The sequence below is a fragment of the Spirosoma panaciterrae DSM 21099 genome (genome assembly GCF_000374025.1).
Taxonomy (GTDB): Bacteria; Bacteroidota; Bacteroidia; order Cytophagales; family Spirosomataceae; genus Spirosoma; species Spirosoma panaciterrae.
In genome coordinates this window covers 157,450-175,410 of the sequence record NZ_KB893180.1, presented here as the reverse complement: position 1 = coordinate 175,410, position 17,961 = coordinate 157,450, and the positions used below count along the sequence as shown (strand labels likewise).

Sequence of the window (17,961 nt, the reverse complement as noted above, 5' to 3'; positions counted from 1 at the left end):
TTCAGTTCGATGCGATAAATCTAAAAAAAGGTTATCCAGCCGGCTGAAGGCCAATGGCCCAGCCGCCTTTTGAGACCGGCTAAAAACAACTCGGAAAAATGGAAGTTATTACTACTTGAACAAGAGCCTTTTAGTCTGCTTGTTCAGTCCGTTAATGACAAATTCACCATCACTACTTCTTGGATGTTTCAGCCTGGCAATGGTTCTGTTGTTGAGCCATTGCCAAACTAAAAAAGCCCAGCCTCCGCAGGCCGAAGGCTTCGATCCGCCTATACCCGAAACCATGTCGTATGTAGCCGGACCGATTATTTTTCAGTTGAACGAACTTCAGGAAAAAATAAACCGGGAGCTTGATCCGGTACTGATCGGTAAACAGACCAAAGAAGGTAGAGTAAAAGGAATTATGTCCTTTCGGGTCAAACGGTTAGGGCCTGTTCAGGTGCAGTATACCGACCAGAAAGTCCGTTTATCGGCACCATTACAAATGTGGCTTACCAAGCCCTTTAGCAGAGATACGACCCCGCCTAAAAAGCCATTTTGTGCGCTGCACGTCAATTTCCAGACGCCAATTCGTGTAACGTCGAACTGGCGACTCGACAGCCGGACTAAATTTACCGACTACACCTGGATTAAAGAACCGGAGCTTCGAGTGCTGGGGAAGGAAATTTCATTGGCTAAGGTTGCCCAGGACATCCTCGATAAGCACCGCACCGATATCGAAACCATGATCGATTCGGCCATTCATCGGGATCTGCGGCTCGATAATATGGTGAAGCCGATCTGGCATGACTTACAAAAGCCGCTACTCATTGACCGCGATTATGGTCTGTGGCTGGTGCCAATACCCGTTAGTGTAGCGGCTGGCCCTGTTACGGGTGACGCTCACCAGTTGACGACCCATATCCGAATGGCCTTTCGGACAAAAACCGAACTGAAACCCAGCCCGCCCGTACATCCAAAAACAGCGCTACCCCGGCTACAGAAACGCGATACGGTTTCACAGGTATCCGATTTACACCTGATGAGTTTCATTCCCTATGCCGATATTAACCGGATTATGAAACTTACAATAAGCAGGCAGCCTAAAAAAATGGCGTTGGGTTCGGTTACGCTGAAGGGTGTATCGGTTTATGGGGCACAACACAGTTTGATTGTGAAAGTCGATATGGATGGATTGGTCGATGGGCCGGTTTATCTGCGGGGGCGGCCCGAGTTCGATACGTTGACCAATACCTTGAAAGTGCCCAATCTGGATTTCGATGCCCAAACCAGCAACGTACTGGCCAGGAGTACCAAACCTGTCTGGCACAAGCCTTTACAACTCTTGTTAAAGGAATTGCTAACCATTCGGCTGGCCGACGACATTGCTCAGTTTCCGCATAAGATCGAGGATGCGTTCCAAAAAGGAGGAGCTGGGAAAAAGACCGATCTGGACATTCATGCGTTTCGGTTTACTCCTCAGAAGATAGCCATACGGCCCGATGGGATTCAGGCTCTGATTAAGGTCGAGTCGCAGGTTGGTTTAAAAATCAAACAGTTATAAACCGCCTTACGCTGACTTATTCGCTCGCTATAACCAGCCTGGAGGCAATTTTGCACAATGGTTTTTCTGATAAGTGTACCTGTTTTACTATTATTCGGCTGGCTCATCTGGCAATATGCCAGACCCCGGGCTATAGAGCCTGTAACACCTGATGCGACATATAGCCAACTGCTTCAGCAGCACGTGGCTTATTATCGGGCACTGACTGATGACCGAAAGAAAGAGTTTGACAAGCGGGTAGCTCATTTTTTGAGTACCGCTCGGATAGAAGGTGTAGGCACTACCGTCGATGAACTGGATAAAGTACTGGTTGCCAGTAGTGCTATTATACCCATATTCGGATTTACGGATTGGTATTATCCGCTTACAAACGTGCTGCTGTATGCCGATCGATTCAACGAAGACTATCAGACAGAGGGTGATAATCGAATGATATTGGGCATGGTTGGTGAGGGCGGGGCCTTACAAAGCACAATGGTTTTGTCGAAACCAGCTTTACACGAAGGTTTTGACAACAAAACCAGTAAAGACAATACAGGGATTCATGAGTTTGTACACCTGCTGGATAAGGTAGACGGAGCCACGGATGGCCTACCCGAGTATTTGCTTCCGAAAGATCATAGTAAACCCTGGCTACAACTTATTCATAAAAGTATTCACGATATCAGAGCCAACCAGTCGGACATTAATCCGTATGGCGTTACAAACGAAGCCGAGTTCTTTGCCGTGGTGTCGGAATATTTTTTCAAACGGCCCGATCTGCTACAGGAAAAACACCCGGCCCTGTTTGCGCGGCTGGAAGAAATCTTCCGTCAGAACCCGCTGGCTACCAATAAGACTGTAAACTGAGTAGCGACGGGTAAATACACCCAATTGGCGGCTTATGGTAGGGTATATAAATCCGTTGCTCTCTCGTATGAAACGCATTGCCTTAAAATCACCCAGTATTCATCAGGTTCTGTTATCCACGGCTTTGGTTGGGCTTGTGGTTACTCAGGCGCTGGCCCAAATTGGGGTAGGGGCCAAACCCGCTAAAGGCGCTGAAGTGTTGTTTGATGGTTCCCGCAAAATGCTTGATGAAAAGTGGACGTATTGGGAAGGCCCACGGTTGGCGGCCACATTGCCCATAAAGTGGAAAATAGAGAAAGATCCGGCCGGGCCGGGTACCGTCATGAATACCAATGACCCGGCTGCTGCGGGCGGAAAGTATGGCTCTGCCGACATCGTTACCAAAGAAACCTTCCGCGATTTTCGTTTGCACATAGAGTTCTACATCAGCAAACCTGGTGGCAACAGCGGTGTGTATTTACAGAATCGCTACGAAATTCAGGTACTCGATGGCGACACAACCAGTCATGGTCTGGGCGCAGTGATCAACGAAACTCCATCGCCCTACTATGCCTACAACGGAGTTGGAAAGTGGAATGCGTATGATATTCAGTTTCGGGCCGCTCGTTTCGAGAATGGGAAGCGGGTGGAACCGGCTATGGTGACTATGTACTTCAATGGTAAGAAAGTTCATAAAAACCAGAAAATCAGTCAGGTATGGGGTGGGCCTAACTCGGGGATCGATGGTGGGAACGACGGCGGCAAAGGCATTACCGATACACCCGGCGGCTTGAAACTACAGGCCGAAGGCCATGACGTATTCTACCGCAACATCTGGATTAAGCCAATCGAACTGAAAGCTGCGAATACGGATTTTTAATCATACTCTGGTAAGGAGGGCGTATAGGAGAAAATATGCGTCTGCAACTCCTATTACGCCCTCCTCGTCTTTATACCAATACCCGTACACACCCGACCCGATACTACAAAACTACTTGTTGGCTATGAAGGATGGTTGACAGGTTTGTTGGGTATTGTACAATGGCATCGCAAGGTTCGCTGAGGATAGATGATGGATTCTGGAGATGCTGGTTCCTACAAAATAAAGAGTAAAATTCGGCGCTGAAAGGTTGCCGCAATCGACCCGGTTATTGCCGCATTTGCCCTCCTCCGATGGTCGCTTTTCGGTGTATTTTTGTTGTGTAAACAGCAAACACTAATACACATGGCAACGAAAATTTTTGTAAATCTGCCCGTTAAAAACCTGCAAAAATCCGTCGAATTCTTCACGCAGGTAGGCTATACCTTCAATCCTCAGTTTACCGACGAGAACGCTACCTGCATGATTATCAGTGAGGATATTTACGTCATGCTGCTGGTTGAGCCATTCTTCAAAGGCTTTTCAAAGAAAGAAATCGCGGATACCACAAAAACCGCTGAAGCCATCATCTGCCTGTCGGCCGATAGCCGGGAAGATGTCGATGAACTTGTGCGCAAAGCGGTTGCGGCTGGTGCTACCACGCCCAGTGAGCCCGATGATCGGGGCTTTATGTATGGTCATGGGTATCAGGATCTGGACGGGCACTTGTGGGAGGTCTTTTATATGGACCCCAGCGCGATTCAACAGGAGCAACCAGCCGCCGAAGCCCGCGTTTCGTAACAGAACAGTACCCGTACCAGCCCTGCTGATGGTATAAAAGTGAACTCCCCCTAACAGAATTGGTTAGGGGGAGTTCACGTTAGCAGTCAACAAATTCCCTTTCTTCCAGAATCTGCACAACTTCAATAAGGGATTCGGTTTCCAGGTCATCCCAGGTGAAAAGTTCATCAATCGTATTATCGACCATATACGCCAGTCCCTGCTCTGTAATCGCGTTTAATTCCTGGCCCTCATATTCCCATTCTTCCGTCAGGGCAACTTCAGCCATTACTTCACCGTTTCGGTTCGTTACGTTCGCACGATACAACTGGTGAATCATTGTTTTGATTTTTGCCCGGAAAACGTCGAGTTCTTCCTGCAGCATGGGTGTGTTTTTTTTCATGATCGTAAAGGTTGATTGTGAACTAATTGCTTTCGTAAGTAGTAGCTTAGACGGGCTACTGGAAGAATAGTTTCATATACGCTGTACTATTTTCTGTCTTTTAACTGGATCGCATCTGGCGACATAGGAATCCCTCTGTTTGGCTCTACGTTTGCGAAAAACTTGGTATAATCGGGTATCATGAGAACATTTTATGCCGTACTCGCCAATTCGCTAACGGCTTCCCTAACGAATAACTCGGTTTGGTTTGCCGTTACCTTCTGGGTGTATCTGGAAACCAAATCGGTGGTGGCAACGTCCGTCATGGCAGGGGTTTATTCGGGTACAGTAGCCCTTTCGGGCTTTTTTCTGGGCTCCCTGGTCGACCGATACAAAAAGAAGCGAGCCATGTTTCTATCAAGTCTGGCCTCGCTCGGACTCTATGTGCTGGCGCTGACCATTTATTTAACCACCCCACAAGCTGTGTTTACGAATCCATCCAGTCCGATTCTGTGGGCCTTTGTGGTGGTATCATTAATGGGGGCCATTGCTGGAAATATTCGTTCGATTGCCTTATCAACGCTGATTACAGTGTTGATTCCCGAAGAAGGCCGGGATAAAGCCAACGGCTTGGTCGGTACGGTCAACGGGGTGTCGTTTCTGGTGGCATCGATCTTCAGCGGATTGATTATCGGGTTTTTGGGTGTATTCTGGATGCTGGTGCTGGCTATTGCCCTTACCCTGGTGGCAGCCACGCATCTCCTTTTGCTTACTATACCCGAGCAAGGGATTGCGCATGTGGACGGGCAAACCAAACACATTGATATTCCCGGAACGATACGGGTGTTGCGGGGGAGTCAGGGGCTGTTTGCACTTATCTTCTTCAACATGTTTAACAACTTCCTGGGCGGGGTCTTTATGTCGTTGATGGATGCGTATGGGCTATCGTTAGTGACCGTGCAAACGTGGGGAATCTTATGGGGAGTTCTGAGTCTGGGCTTTATCATCGGCGGGTTAGTCGTGGCTCGTGTTGGTTTGGGTAAGCAGCCGCTTCGAACCCTTTTCATCAGCAACATCATTATGTGGACGTTGTGCGTATTCTTTACCATTCAGGCATCGATTATTTTGCTGGCCATTGGCATGTTTACCTATCTGTGTCTGATTCCGGTTGTGGAAGCGGCTGAACAGACGATCCTTCAGAAGTTGGTACCGCCCGAAAGGCAGGGGCGGGTATTTGGGTTTGCCCAGAGTGTAGAAGAGGCTGCCTCACCTATAACCGCGTTTATGATTGGCCCCATTGCGCAGTATGTATTCATTCCATTTATGACTACCGGCGCGGGCGTTGATCTGATTGGCGGTTGGTTTGGTACGGGTAAAGACCGGGGTCTGGCTTTGTTGTTTACCGTAACGGGGCTGATTGGCTTGCTGATTACGATCCTGGCCATGCGTTCCCGCGCGTATCGGCTATTGTCCGAAAATTACCAAAGCCAGGCTGTTGAATCGGTTGTGGAGGAATAGCTATTTTGTGAAGGATTCTGCAAAAAGATTCCGTATTTCTGCTTCTGCCGGGTGGTTACTTCGAAAAAGGACTGAGGTATAAATTCTGTTTTCGTGATCTGTAAAATCAAGCTTGATAAAGTGAGTGGTGCCCGCCTTAAGGTACCATCTATGGAATAATCGGCTTCGCGCTATTTGCTGATCATTGTCCAGGCTACAAACATAATTGATAACAGCATCAGGCAAAGTATCAAACGTTAAAAGGATGGCTCTAATAACAGTTTGTTCAACACGTGGATCTTTTTGCCTGACCTGACCAGCTATAGGAGTTATTGAAAACGAGAATACTTCATGCGCAAATGACGATTCCGATACATAAACTGAATCATCAGCAAAGCCTATCTTATAGGTCACGCCAAGCTCAGTAACGAAAATTAAGCCATCTTCAACGCTCCTCAGTGGGTATGGTAAAGGGTTTGACGAATTTGACTCCGGCTGGTTTTTTTGACTCATCTCCACTTTTAAAATATTCTTCGATTAGCTTTTTGCGCTCTAACATCTGTTTGGCGATGTTTTTCGGGCGTTCTACTGTCGTTGCCATGATGTTTAGCTGGTTATGTAACTTAATTTATGTTAAAGGTATGAATTTAAATTAAAAAAGCGAAACTGCAGTGTTTGTTAATGCCGAACATAAAACGGCAGTATAAGGTGCCGAAAAGAAAACTTGCCATCCATCCCCTCATACTTCCGTTAACGAACAGGCCATTTTATAAGGCCGTTGACTTGCTGTATCTTGCTACTTCTTAACAAGTTTTAGCAACCAACCGATATCAAATCAAACCGGAAAGGACGTTATAAACGAATACATTTAACTACAGTAAATCGTCCTTCATCAATCGAATAGTAAAGTACATGAAGATCGTACACCTTCTTATGCCGGCTATTGCAGCCTTATTTTTTCAGTCAGCGATTGCCGACCCAACCACACCTTTGCGCTATGAGGTGAACCTCAACGACCGGGCAGATGACCAGTTTAAGGTGACCCTGCACGTCAGTGGTTTAACGGATGGGAATGCCGTTTATCAGTTTGCCTCCACGGCTCCCGGAACCTATCAGGTTATGGATATTGGCCGATATGTTCGATCCTTCAAAGCCTTTGACGCCAAAGGGCGCGAGGTGAAAACGGAACAGATTTCGACTAATCAGTGGAAACTGGACAAACCTGCGCAGGTGCGGACGGTTCAATACAGTATTGCCGAAACCTGGGATACACCCGTGAACGAGCACAAGCCCTACAATATGTGCGGTACCTCCATCGAGCAGGATCACGTACTCATCAACGGACAGGGCGTGTTCGGGTATCCGACGGGTATGCAGGGAACGCCACTGGAAGTAAAACTCAACTACCCGGCCGACTGGGCTGTAGGAACAGCCCTCGACAAAAACGAAAAGGGCAATTTCGTAGCCGCCAACTACGACCGGATTGTCGATTCCCCGATTCTGCTGGGTCGATTGACCAAAGCCAGCACGACAGTAGCCGGTGCTCAGGTAGATGTGTATACCTACTCAAAAACCGATAAGATCAAATCAGATCAGCTACTGAACAACATGCAGGCGATGCTGACGGCCGCCGGGAAGTTCCTGAAACAGTTGCCCGTAAAACGCTATACGTTCCTGTATCATTTCGAAGATCAGGACTGGGGTGCCTGGGAGCATTCGTACAGTTCAGAATACGTGATTCGGGAGGAAGAGTTCTCGAAGAAACTGGCCGATAACATGACGTCGATTGCCGCACACGAATTTTTCCATGTCGTCACGCCGTTGAATATTCATAGCGAGATCATTCAGCAGTTCAATTTCGTAACTCCCACACCTTCGGAGCATTTGTGGCTTTACGAAGGCGTAACGGAGTGGGCCAGCGATGCCATGCAGTTGCGCGATAAACTGATCGACTTGCCTACGTACCTGAATGAGCAAACCCAGAAAATTGTTTACGATAAGAGCCTGGATACTACATATAGCCTGAGTAAATTAGGGCTGACCTGTTATACCGACGAAGGGCAGCGGCAATATGGGAATATTTACGCGCGTGGGGCACTTGTAGCGGGTTTGCTGGATATTCGTCTGCTGGAGTTGTCGAACGGAACGCGGGGCTTGCGGGAGGTAATCAACGAATTGGCCACGGAATATGGTCCGAACAAGGCGTTCCCGGAAAAAGAGTTCTTCGACATTTTTACGAAGAAGACCTATCCCGAAATTGCTGACTTCTTTAATCGCTATGTGAAAGCCGCCGAACCCCTACCGTTCAAAGACTATTATGGTAAGCTGGGAATTTCGTACTTGCCTGCTATTGCTACCGGAGAGAAAATACCAACCCTGGGCATGAAGGCTTCGTTTAACGGGTCCAAATTTGTCTTGTCGAAAGTGCCTGAGCCGCTTCAAAAGGTTGGCATTCAGGAAAATGATGAATGGGTTGCCTTCAATGGTATTGCCGTTAATATGGATAACGTTGCAAAAATTCAGGCTGATATAAAACAGTTGAAAGGGGGGGATCCCTACAAAATTACGGTTCGGCGCAATGGGCAGGACAGCACGGTTGAAGCTACTATGCAGGAAAAAGCCAACGTCAAACAATTCGTTTTTGAAGTTGATCCACAGGCAACCCCTCAACAGGTGCAGCTTCGCGAAGTCTGGATGCGGAACTTGTAAACCATAGCCCGATTTCGATTCGCCGTAGTTACCTGATCGAGTAGCTACGGCGATTTTCTTTTTTGGGCTGTTTATTGGTTTCAGGCGTTTTTTTGCCGTAAAGCAATTGCGGAGGGTCAGCATGAGGATAGATACGATGGATCTTCTGATTAAACCTTTAAGTGCGGAAAGAATCTTACCGTAAACAATGATGTAGTAGTCTACGTTATTTGGAAATTAACATCCATCGTATCCATTAAACAGAAACCGTTATGAAAACCATACATCAGATTGTTGCCCTGGTTGGGCTTGCAGTCGTGCCCTTCAGTCAGTTGGCCGAGGCCCAGTCCGTAAAAGGATGGGGGTCAGGTACAAAGGGAGCCGTAATTGGTGCTGGTGCAGGAGCCGCCCTGGGAGCCATTATCAATAAACAGAACCGCGTTGTTGGCGGAGTAGTAGGTGGTGTGGCAGGTGGTGCAGCCGGGTACGCCATCGGCAAAAATGCGAAACGTCGCTGGAGCCCTCAGGCTAAAGGAACGGCCATTGGTGTCGGTGCTGGTGCGGCTGCAGGCGCCATTATCAACAAACGCAATCGGGCGGTTGGTGGCGTCATTGGTGGGGTAGCTGGGGGCGCTGCCGGATACGCCATTGGTAAGCATATCGACAATAAGAAAAAAGCAGAAGCGGCCCGAATTGCGGCTGCTGAACGGGCCGCAGCCCAAAAAGCGGCTGCCGACCGGGCGGCTGCTAACCACGCTGAACAGGCTAGAGCCGTAGCTCAGAAAACGGCACCGACCCAGTCTGTCAGACCCGGTATGGAAGCAGTGGCTGGTGCCCAGGGGCAACCCGTTAGTCTGGTCGATACAACGCAGGTTGTTGCGTCTTATGTACTTAAGTCGGGTTTTCTGCCCAATGATACCTACGGTGACCCTTCATCGCCGTATCCTACCTCCGAATACCGTCGGAAAAGCTGGTAGGCTCTTTTCAAAAACAGTAGCTTGCCGTTAGGAGTTGTCAGATGTGATCAATTCCTAACGGTATCTGATCATACCTGGTCCATTAGGAATAGGTACGTTATCCGTCATGCACGATGAGCCAGTGTTCAGAACAGACTACTGGGCCGCGTGTCTGACTCATCATTCACCTAAAACGTTATGTTATGAAAGCTTTTATGTGCACACTGTTCGCAGCTGTGCTGTTTACATCTTGTTCAAAGTCTGGAGAAACGGTTAATATTCAAGAACTTAATCGCCAGTTTATCAATGCCTGGAACGATAAGGACTCGTCAAAAATCATTTCCTTTCTGGCCGACGATGCCCATTTTCTGCAAGGCAACACGCATTTCAAAGGCAAAGGGGAGGTTGCTGATAAATGGGTACGCGAAACCTTACCTACACTGTCTGATCTGAAAACAAATGTGGTTAGTTCGGGCACCGATACCCAAACCGCTTACGAAGCCGGTACTTTTTCCGTCGATGTGTTGCCGCTGAATCCGAAAGACCCGCATGCGTATGGCGAAGGGAATTATATTCTGCTCTGGAAAAAAGGAGCTGACAATACCTGGAAACTTAGCTACGCCCAGCTCGAAGATTTACCCGTGCAGGTGAAGAATTAGTGGTGAAGCTTTTTGCTCTTCCGACGAAGCTGAATGTATGGCTTCGTCGGAAGAGCAAAAAGTGAAGAAGTTATAGCATTACCTCGGCCATTGGTTCATCGACATTCGTTCGTTTGCGTCGGTGCTTGATCACCTGACTACCAAGCAGGAGGATGAATAGGCTACTGACCACACAGGCCGTCATAACACTGACCATCGGAATGGCGGTATGGTTATGAAAAAAGCTGACGGCTCCCGAAACACAGGCACCAATACCCATTCGAAAGCTACCCATCAGGGCGGCAGCACTGCCTGCATGACGCTCAAACGGAGCCAGCGACAGGGCCGAGGCATTGGGACCCGTTATGTTTTGGCCGCATAGAAACAGAAATAAGATCGTAATGAGGCCGTATTGGCCATACCAGCCTGCCCAGGTTCCAAAGACCATTATCAGACCAATAACCGACTGATAAAGTAGCGTAGCAAAAATGATTTGCTCACTGGTAAATCGTTTCAGAAAAAAGCGATTCAACTGAGTGGGTGCAATGACCGCTATGGACAAAAACGCAAATATCCATCCGTACTCTTGAGGACTCGTATGGTAAATGTTGATGAACACATCCGACGAACCCGCCAGATAGGCAAAGGGGGCGGCTGTTGCAATACCACCTACCAGGGCATAGGTCAAAAATTGCGGTTGCCTCAATACCATCAGAAAGCTGCCTAACACAGCTTTGGGCCGAAGCGATAGCGAAGGATCGGCAGGTTTCCCGTCGGGCAAGGCAAAGTAGGAACTGACCAGAATCAGAACCGTAATAACGGCCAGGATGATAAAAATGGAATGCCAGCCCAGTAATTCAGATGCGTACCCGCCCACCGTAGGGGCTATCATCGGCGACACAGCAACAACCAGTATGAGCAGGGAAAAGATCTGGGCAATCTGATTCACCGGAAACAAATCACGAACCAGCGCCTGCGCAGCTACCAGCCCAACGCAACCCCCCAGCGCCTGAATGAGCCGCATCGCGATCAGTGTTTCGATCGAAGTGGCCATGGCACAACCAACGGAAGCCAGTACATACACCACCAGACCGGCATACAAAGGGAGTTTACGCCCGAATCGGTCCAGTAGAGGGCCATACAGAAGTTGCCCCAATGAAATGCCAATCAGATAGGCCGTCAGGGATAATTGTACCTGGGCAATGGATGTATGCAGATCGCGGGCAATGGCAGGAAAACCCGGCAGGTACATGTCGATGGAAAACGGACTGATCGTGGACAAGGTGCCCAGAATCAGGATAATAACAAAATGCTGTCGGCGAGTCATACGCTCAGGAGGAGGGGGACTTATTGGTATAGACGCTCAGACGTTACCGATTGTTCCACCTTCCAAAATATTGTTAGGTTTTCCTGAAGAAAGGGTAGCGACGTCTGAATAGCGTAATTGGGCAGTTGAACCATCGATTCGTACACTTCAGGCAATAGGGGATAGGCAACCGTTTGAGAGCCGGCTAATTTGCAGACTGTAATCCGAACAACACCGATGAACGTCAGCGCTTATCTAACCCGAATTCAGTACAACGGCCACCTGGAGGTTTCGATTGAAACCCTACGAAAACTCCATTACCAGCATCTGTTGCACATACCGCTCGAAAACCTGGACATTCACTACGGTCGGGATATTGTGCTGGATGCCGATGCTCTGTTTACGAAACTCATTACGAAAAAACGGGGTGGATTTTGTTATGAGCTAAATGGGCTTTTCTGCGAACTATTGCGGGCTATAGGGTTTACGGCCAAACTGGTTTCGGGTCGGGTGTATGAACCGGAAAAGGGGTTCAACGATGAGTTTGATCACGCGGCCATTGCTGTTCGTCTGGACAATACAGACTGGCTGGTCGACGTGGGGTTTGGCCGTCGGTTTCCGCTCCATCCAATCGCGATTCGGCCGGGGCAGATTCTGGAAGATCGAACAGGTAACTACCTGGTCAGTCCCTACAACACCGACTACTGGGCCATCCATCAACAGCAAGAAACGGGTAGTTGGGTACCTTCGTACATCTTTACCACTGTGTCGCGGCAACTGTCCGATTTCAGAAGTATGTGCCGCTATCACCAGACCTCATCCGCATCGTACTTCACGCAGAACATGCTCTGTACGCTCGTAACGGCAAACGGACGGATCACGCTCACCGACGATACGCTAAAAATTACGGAGCACGGTCGGATAATGGAACAGCCCGTCGACGATGCCGATGACTTTGAATACTTACTGGAAACGCACTTTGGTATTCGGATGAATTGGGATATTTACGCGCTTCGCCCCGAGGTGCTGCTGTTCGCCGTACAGGCCAGTGAATCGAGTTTTCGGACGCCGATCAATGGACTGGCCAACTATTATTTTTCGCATCCGCATCCATAAATACCCCGCTCGTTAAACTTACCGACTGAATTTTCTTTTTGATCGGAAGCTTTACAAGTGCCTGTTTTTGATTGGCCTGCCAGATAGCCGGAGTCTGGTGGAAAGTGCCTTTCGTACCATCAACAAAGGTGACCACCACATCGACCGGCACGGCAAACCCACCGATATTCTGAAGCGTGACGGTGGTCTGTGAGGCCGAAGACTCTACCTTCTGAATGGCCAGGTCGATGTAGTTATGGCTGAAGAACCAGTTGTTCCAGAACCAGTTGAGGTCTTTGCCCGATGCATTGTTGAAGCTGAAAAACATGTCCCAGGGGGTTGGGTGTTTACCATGCCAACGGTCGATAAAGGTGTGCAGGCTTTTCTTGAATTCAACTTCACCAAGCAAATCCTTGAGGGCCAGATACCCCAGTGCCGCTTTACCGTATTCGTTATTGCCTAAAGCCGCACCGCTCAGAATATTGGCTGGGGTGATGATAGGCAGGTCCTGCTCGGCCGATGGATCTTTGATCCAGCTATTGACCCGGAAATTCAAAAAGTTTTTCGTGGCCTGCTCATACCCCAGATCGGCCTGACTAATGAGGTATTCGAAGGCGGTGGTCCAACCCTCGTCCATAAATCCGTAGCGAGTTTCATTGATACCCATGTAAAATGGAAACCAGGTATGAGCCAGTTCATGCTCGGCCACGAAGCGCGAGAAATTCAGATCGGGTGTGCTGCTGTCGTTGACCAGCATCGGGTATTCCATATCGGCAAAGCCCTGCACGAGGGTTGTTTTGGGGTAGGGATAAGGAACACCGGGCAGGTTGTTCGAAAACCAGTCGAGCGCATGACGGCCGAAGCGGACCATCTGGTGAAAATCGGCCGCATTGTCCAGAAAAGCCGCCTGTACGCTGGCCCGGCGGTTTGTCTTTTTATCAACGACCACACTGGACGCATCCCAGACGTAGTGATCACTGATACACAGCGCCATATCCGGTACATCATTGGCCTTCCATTGCCAGCTATTAGTGGTTTGCTGGGCCGTAACCTGCCTGCCAGTCATATCGGCCAGGGTGGCTACGTGGATAATCGAGTCCGTCGTCATCGACTCGTTCAGGCGTTTGGCAATGGCCGGTTGCAGTACCTCAGAGGCATTCTGCAAATCGCCCGTAGCCCAGACCACATAATCTTTCGGGACGTTTACGGTCAGGGTGTAGTCGTTGAAGTCGTTATAAAACTCCTGCGCTTCGGTGAATGTGGTGCGATCCCAGCCGTAATAGTCGTCCATCACGGCAATACGGGGGTAGAAATAGGCCAGAAAGAACGTGGTTGAGTCGAGCATACCTTCGCGGTTGCTTTCCAGCGATATGTCGAAGTGCCAATCGAAGGAGAGCTTTACCGAATCGCGCGGCATCAGTGGTTTGGTCAGTACAACCTGCCGCCAGGTGGCTGAACCAGCATTCCGCCAGTTTTTAGCAGTACCATTTTCACTGTATCTGTCGATATGAATGCCCGACGTCAGGTAGTCGGGCGAGGCTGGTGCCTGTCGGATCGCACCCGGCTGGTGACTATTAAGGATCAACTTAAAAACAAGGAGGGTTAACGTATCGGGGCTATTGTTGGTGTAGGTAATATCTTCCGTTCCCCGCACGGTCCGATTGGGTGGGGTTGCCGTAATGGTAATGGCATAGCGAGCCGAGTTCTGCCAGTAGTTTTTGCCGGGTTTTCCATCCATTGAACGAGTACCTTTTTGGTAGGCCTGTTTAATATTTCGCGGCATATACAGACTTTGACTCTGCACAACGCTTACGCTGGCGACTATCAACAGGGTAAACAGCAACGGCCGTATCATGAAAAAGGGAATGATTCGCATATTGATTCTAACTAGCAATGAGCGCAAACTACTAAAAAACAGGTAAGTTGTCCTTTAAATTTAGAAGAGCGGTAAGCACAAACAAAAACCGGGAATACGAGTTCATCGTATTCCCGGCGAAAATACCGTATGTATCAACTTAGACGCCCAATGGGCCCCCTAGCGTAACGTCTGAGCCTGAACCGAAATTGGAATTCAAGCTAGCGTGATGGCTACCCGGATGATGCTCCTCTTCTTCTTTAGACCCACTGTTAATAAAGGATTCGGCCAGAGCGGTCAGTTTTCGGTCGGTTTCCTTTTCTTCTTCCAGTGTCACAGCCAGAAGCTCAGCCGATTGCGTAAAATCGAGCACATGAGCCAGTGTTAGAAGTGAGCCGTAAATAGCAATTTCGTAGTGTTCAATAGCCTGAGCCGCAATAATCAGCCCGGCATCGCGGGTAAGCGAACCGGGTTCCGTATTGGTAATGACCCAGTGAGCGTCATGGATCAATCCATCTATGGCGCCAGACTTATGCTCTTCGGCCCGAATGCCGATAATTCTAAATATTTCTTCCAGCCGTTCAACCTGATTTCGGCTTTGCTGTTCGTGATTAATAAAAGCCTGCCCTACTTCGTCGGTCGTGCTGGCCTCTGCCTGATCTGCCAGTGCATCGACCGCTCGCTTTTCGGTATAGTATACACTTTTCAAGTTGGTAATAAACAGGTCACGGAGCCCTTCATCAGCCGTGGAGTCGTTCCCGCTAAAAAAACTCGCAATTCGTTCTCCCAGAGAGGCCATATCGCTTTGTGGTTAATATAAATTAGTTGATTAGCAATAATGGTATCTAAATCTGTGCCATATTCTGACTATCAACAGGATACGGATTGATACTTATCAGAATGGTACTATTTTTCTACAGTTTTTGTGGGGAATTGTCGCTTTGGGATAAATACGTGCAAAGTGAATGATGTCTGACGCTCTAGTTCAGCTGTGATTTGATCGAAGCTAATATGGCCTTGCCTAACCGGAGCGATTGCTGGTAGTCCTGAAGTAACTCCTCTCGCGTTGCCCGACGTACCAATACGGCGTTTTGGTAAGCTGTCTCGGTCATGACTGCCGTCCAGTTCGATTTCGGTGGTTGACTTGCTTGCTCGGCCAGTGGAAGGCGGGCAAGCAGATAGGGACCTATAATTGTGTTCGTTGTTTCCAGTTCAGCCGTTTCCACCCGACCGATCGTTTCATATTGCTTGTAGTAATCAAACAGGGCTTGTTTTAAGGGGAACTTGCTGATAACCTGCATATTGCCCGTACTTTTTAAGTCGGAGAAAGTCGCATCCTCAGCAACAAACCGGGGCCGTTTAAAGATGAACCGCACATCGCTAACAAATTGATGATAGTCGATGGTAGGGGATTGGGGAGTTACCGTAGTGAGTTTGGTAGCTATCTGAACAACCTGTTTCGTTTCAGCAATTACTTCACCGAGTTGGCTTATATCGGTCTGAATGTCACTGTAAAGTCCTTTCAGGTAGGTTTGCTCCAACTCACGTTTGTGTCGCTCGTCTTTCCATTCATCGAAGGCAAATGAGATGGTTATACTGAAAATAATGACAACGACTTCCAGAACATATTCCGGCCATTTTTCACGGATAAGTTGAAGGACTTTGCTCGGGCTTGTAGTAGGCTTAGGGTCTGCGGAAGTTGATTTCTTCGCCATATGGAAAGATGGAAGCGTTTGCAGGGCTCAGTTTGCTGTAAATCAAAACGATACGAATGTACGGATTAATAGCCTGCTGCCTGCCCGTCTTTCCGCATTTCGGATGCCCCCCGATAAATTCGATTGACAGCATCCCATTGAATAGCCTGATAGCCTCCAAAAAAATCGGTTGGTGCCAGATGGTGCCCCCGTTTTTCCAGCTCATCGCGGACCTCCTTGCTGATACCACTTTCCAGGGCCAGTCGACCACCGTCGGTCATGAGCGTGCCAATGGGTTCACTGCTACCCGAGTGGCTGAACCGGGCCGCATCCCCCGCTTCCTGCACGTTCATACCAAAGTCGATGATGTTGCACAAAACCTGCAAATGGCCCTGAGGCTGCATAGCCCCACCCATAACCCCGAAACTCAGAAACGGCTCGCCATTTTTCAGGACAAAGCCGGGTATGATGGTGTTGAAAGGGCGCTTCCCAGGTGCATATATATTCGCGTGGCCGGGTTGCATCGTAAAGCTGGTGCCCCGGTTGTGCAGAACAAAGCCAAGTCCATCCGGTACCAGGCCACTGCCAAACTCCAGCATGTTGCTCTGGATCAGTGATACCATATTTCCCTCATTATCAGCTACGGTTAAGTAGACGGTATCGCCCGTACGAAGGGCCGGATCGCCAGCGTCGAGATGTTCAGAGGCTTTTTTCGGGTCAATCAGTTTCCGTCGTCGGGCTGCGTAGTCTTTCGTGAGCAGCCACTTTATAGAAGCTTTCGCAAAATCAGGGTCGGCATAGTATCGGGCGCGATCTTCAAAGGCCAACTTCTTGGCTTCAACCAGCAGATGGAGGTAATCGGCGCTATTGTGACCCAGTTTTTTCAGGTCATACCCCTCCAGTATATTCAACATTTCCAGCACCGAAATTCCCTGGCCATTGGGCGGCAACTCATACACGTCATAGCCCCGGTAATTCACCGAAACGGGCTCGATCCAGGTACTTTGGTGAGCCGCTAAATCCGCCTTTCGCAGGTACAAACCCGCTCGTTGCGCGTAGCGATCAATTGCGTCGGCAATGCTTCCTTTATAAAAGGCATCCCGTCCACCTGCCACAATTTTTTCGTAAGTAGTTGCCAGATCAGGGTTGCGGAACAACTGCCCTTCAACAGGTGCTTTGCCGTTGATGAAAAAGGTTTTGCGGAAATTATCGAACGACTGGATAATGGCTTCACTGGCAGCCAATCGGTTGGCGGCTACCTGCCAGGAATAGGCAATTACCTGCGGCACCGGAGCCCCTTCGCGGGCGTAGCGAATGCTGGGAGCCAACAAGGTACGCATGGGCAATTTGCCAAACCGCTGATGCAATTGAAACCAACCATCCACTGCGCCCGGTACCGAAACCGATAACGGGCCGTAGAGCGGAAGCTGTTTTTTATCGCCCAGTAATTTCTGCAAGGCTTCGTAGGTCAGTCCTTTAGGAGATCGGCCACTGGCATTCAGGCCGTACAGTTTCTTGTCTTTTGCCGCCCAGACAATAGCAAAGAGATCGCCACCGATGCCGCCGTTATTGGGTTCTATAACACCTAGAGCAGCATTCGCGGCAATGGCGGCATCGACAGCTGTGCCGCCCTGTTTCAGAATATCAAGGCCGATTTGCGTAGCCAGTGGATGACTGGTCGCCACCATACCATGCTGTCCTAATACCGGGCTGCGGGTGGCAAAATTAGGGCCTGTAATCCGATCCCCTTTCCCAATTGATTGACCGTAAAGCGAAAGGGTTGATAGCCAGATGATTGCTATAGAGAAAGAAATGCCAGGCCGGTTCATGGTTCTGAAGA

Annotated in this window: 17 protein-coding genes; 9 read left to right on the top strand and 8 right to left on the bottom strand. The window is 49.1% G+C overall.

The features are described from left to right. Window positions 1–199: 199 nt before the first annotated feature. The 4 genes from B153_RS0111900 to B153_RS0111885 all read left to right on the top strand — a co-directional run bounded on the left by B153_RS0111900 (window position 200) and on the right by B153_RS0111885 (window position 4,031). Window positions 200–1,543: a DUF4403 family protein gene (locus tag B153_RS0111900; protein WP_020596936.1), complete on the top strand. Its 1,344-nt coding sequence runs from the start codon at window positions 200–202 to the stop codon at window positions 1,541–1,543. A gap of 57 nt (window positions 1,544–1,600) precedes the next feature. Further along, window positions 1,601–2,392, top strand: a complete 792-nt coding sequence (locus tag B153_RS0111895; protein ID WP_020596935.1) for a M90 family metallopeptidase — start codon at window positions 1,601–1,603, stop codon at window positions 2,390–2,392. 67 nt (window positions 2,393–2,459) lie between these two features. After that, complete coding sequence (locus tag B153_RS0111890; RefSeq protein WP_020596934.1) at window positions 2,460–3,251, top strand: 3-keto-disaccharide hydrolase; 792 nt, start codon at window positions 2,460–2,462, stop codon at window positions 3,249–3,251. A gap of 345 nt (window positions 3,252–3,596) precedes the next feature. Beyond that, window positions 3,597–4,031, top strand: a complete 435-nt coding sequence (locus B153_RS0111885) for a VOC family protein (protein WP_020596933.1) — start codon at window positions 3,597–3,599, stop codon at window positions 4,029–4,031. Window positions 4,032–4,110: 79 nt separating this feature from the next. On the opposite strand, the gene B153_RS0111880 is transcribed toward B153_RS0111885, so the two are convergent. Then, window positions 4,111–4,413: a hypothetical protein gene (locus B153_RS0111880; RefSeq protein WP_020596932.1), complete on the bottom strand. Its 303-nt coding sequence runs from the start codon at window positions 4,411–4,413 to the stop codon at window positions 4,111–4,113. A 180-nt stretch (window positions 4,414–4,593) separates the two neighbouring features. Here B153_RS0111880 and B153_RS0111875 point away from each other — a divergent pair, with 180 nt between their 5' ends. Then, on the top strand, window positions 4,594–5,910 hold the full coding sequence (locus B153_RS0111875; protein WP_020596931.1) for an MFS transporter: 1,317 nt from the start codon (window positions 4,594–4,596) through the stop codon (window positions 5,908–5,910). Here the strand turns inward: B153_RS0111875 and B153_RS38550 are convergent, their stop codons facing one another. Together B153_RS38550 and B153_RS38215 are read right to left on the bottom strand one after the other, a co-directional pair. Beyond that, entirely contained in the window at window positions 5,911–6,402 is a 492-nt protein-coding gene (locus B153_RS38550; RefSeq protein WP_020596930.1) for a DUF6169 family protein, read from the bottom strand. Next, complete coding sequence (locus B153_RS38215) at window positions 6,335–6,490, bottom strand: hypothetical protein (RefSeq protein ID WP_211221667.1); 156 nt, start codon at window positions 6,488–6,490, stop codon at window positions 6,335–6,337. The genes B153_RS38550 and B153_RS38215 overlap by 68 nt, the downstream gene beginning before the upstream one ends. A 311-nt stretch (window positions 6,491–6,801) precedes the next feature. Between B153_RS38215 and B153_RS0111865 the strand changes: the two genes are divergently transcribed. From B153_RS0111865 to B153_RS0111855, 3 genes are all read left to right on the top strand, one after another. Then, window positions 6,802–8,598, top strand: coding sequence for a M61 family metallopeptidase (locus B153_RS0111865; protein ID WP_026262093.1), 1,797 nt, complete (start codon window positions 6,802–6,804; stop codon window positions 8,596–8,598). A gap of 251 nt (window positions 8,599–8,849) precedes the next feature. Beyond that, window positions 8,850–9,554, top strand: a complete 705-nt coding sequence (locus tag B153_RS0111860) for a glycine zipper domain-containing protein (protein WP_020596928.1) — start codon at window positions 8,850–8,852, stop codon at window positions 9,552–9,554. 182 nt (window positions 9,555–9,736) lie between these two features. Next, entirely contained in the window at window positions 9,737–10,192 is a 456-nt protein-coding gene (locus B153_RS0111855; protein WP_020596927.1) for a YybH family protein, read from the top strand. A gap of 70 nt (window positions 10,193–10,262) precedes the next feature. On the opposite strand, the gene B153_RS0111850 is transcribed toward B153_RS0111855, so the two are convergent. Further along, a complete protein-coding gene (locus B153_RS0111850) occupies window positions 10,263–11,498 on the bottom strand; it encodes a Bcr/CflA family multidrug efflux MFS transporter (protein ID WP_020596926.1) in 1,236 nt (411 codons plus the stop codon). Between the two features lie 216 nt (window positions 11,499–11,714). On the opposite strand from B153_RS0111850, the gene B153_RS34965 reads away from it, so the two are divergent. Beyond that, complete coding sequence (locus B153_RS34965; protein ID WP_020596925.1) at window positions 11,715–12,593, top strand: arylamine N-acetyltransferase family protein; 879 nt, start codon at window positions 11,715–11,717, stop codon at window positions 12,591–12,593. Here the strand turns inward: B153_RS34965 and B153_RS0111840 are convergent. The 4 genes from B153_RS0111840 to ggt form a co-directional block, all read right to left on the bottom strand. Then, entirely contained in the window at window positions 12,550–14,427 is a 1,878-nt protein-coding gene (locus tag B153_RS0111840) for a M1 family metallopeptidase (RefSeq protein ID WP_051097267.1), read from the bottom strand. The genes B153_RS34965 and B153_RS0111840 overlap by 44 nt on opposite strands. A 160-nt stretch (window positions 14,428–14,587) precedes the next feature. Next, window positions 14,588–15,226: a YciE/YciF ferroxidase family protein gene (locus B153_RS0111835; RefSeq protein WP_020596923.1), complete on the bottom strand. Its 639-nt coding sequence runs from the start codon at window positions 15,224–15,226 to the stop codon at window positions 14,588–14,590. A 181-nt stretch (window positions 15,227–15,407) separates the two neighbouring features. Then, entirely contained in the window at window positions 15,408–16,142 is a 735-nt protein-coding gene (locus tag B153_RS0111830; RefSeq protein ID WP_020596922.1) for a hypothetical protein, read from the bottom strand. A gap of 65 nt (window positions 16,143–16,207) precedes the next feature. Then, a complete protein-coding gene (ggt, locus tag B153_RS0111825; RefSeq protein WP_020596921.1) occupies window positions 16,208–17,950 on the bottom strand; it encodes a gamma-glutamyltransferase in 1,743 nt (580 codons plus the stop codon). Between the last annotated feature and the right edge of the window lie 11 nt (window positions 17,951–17,961).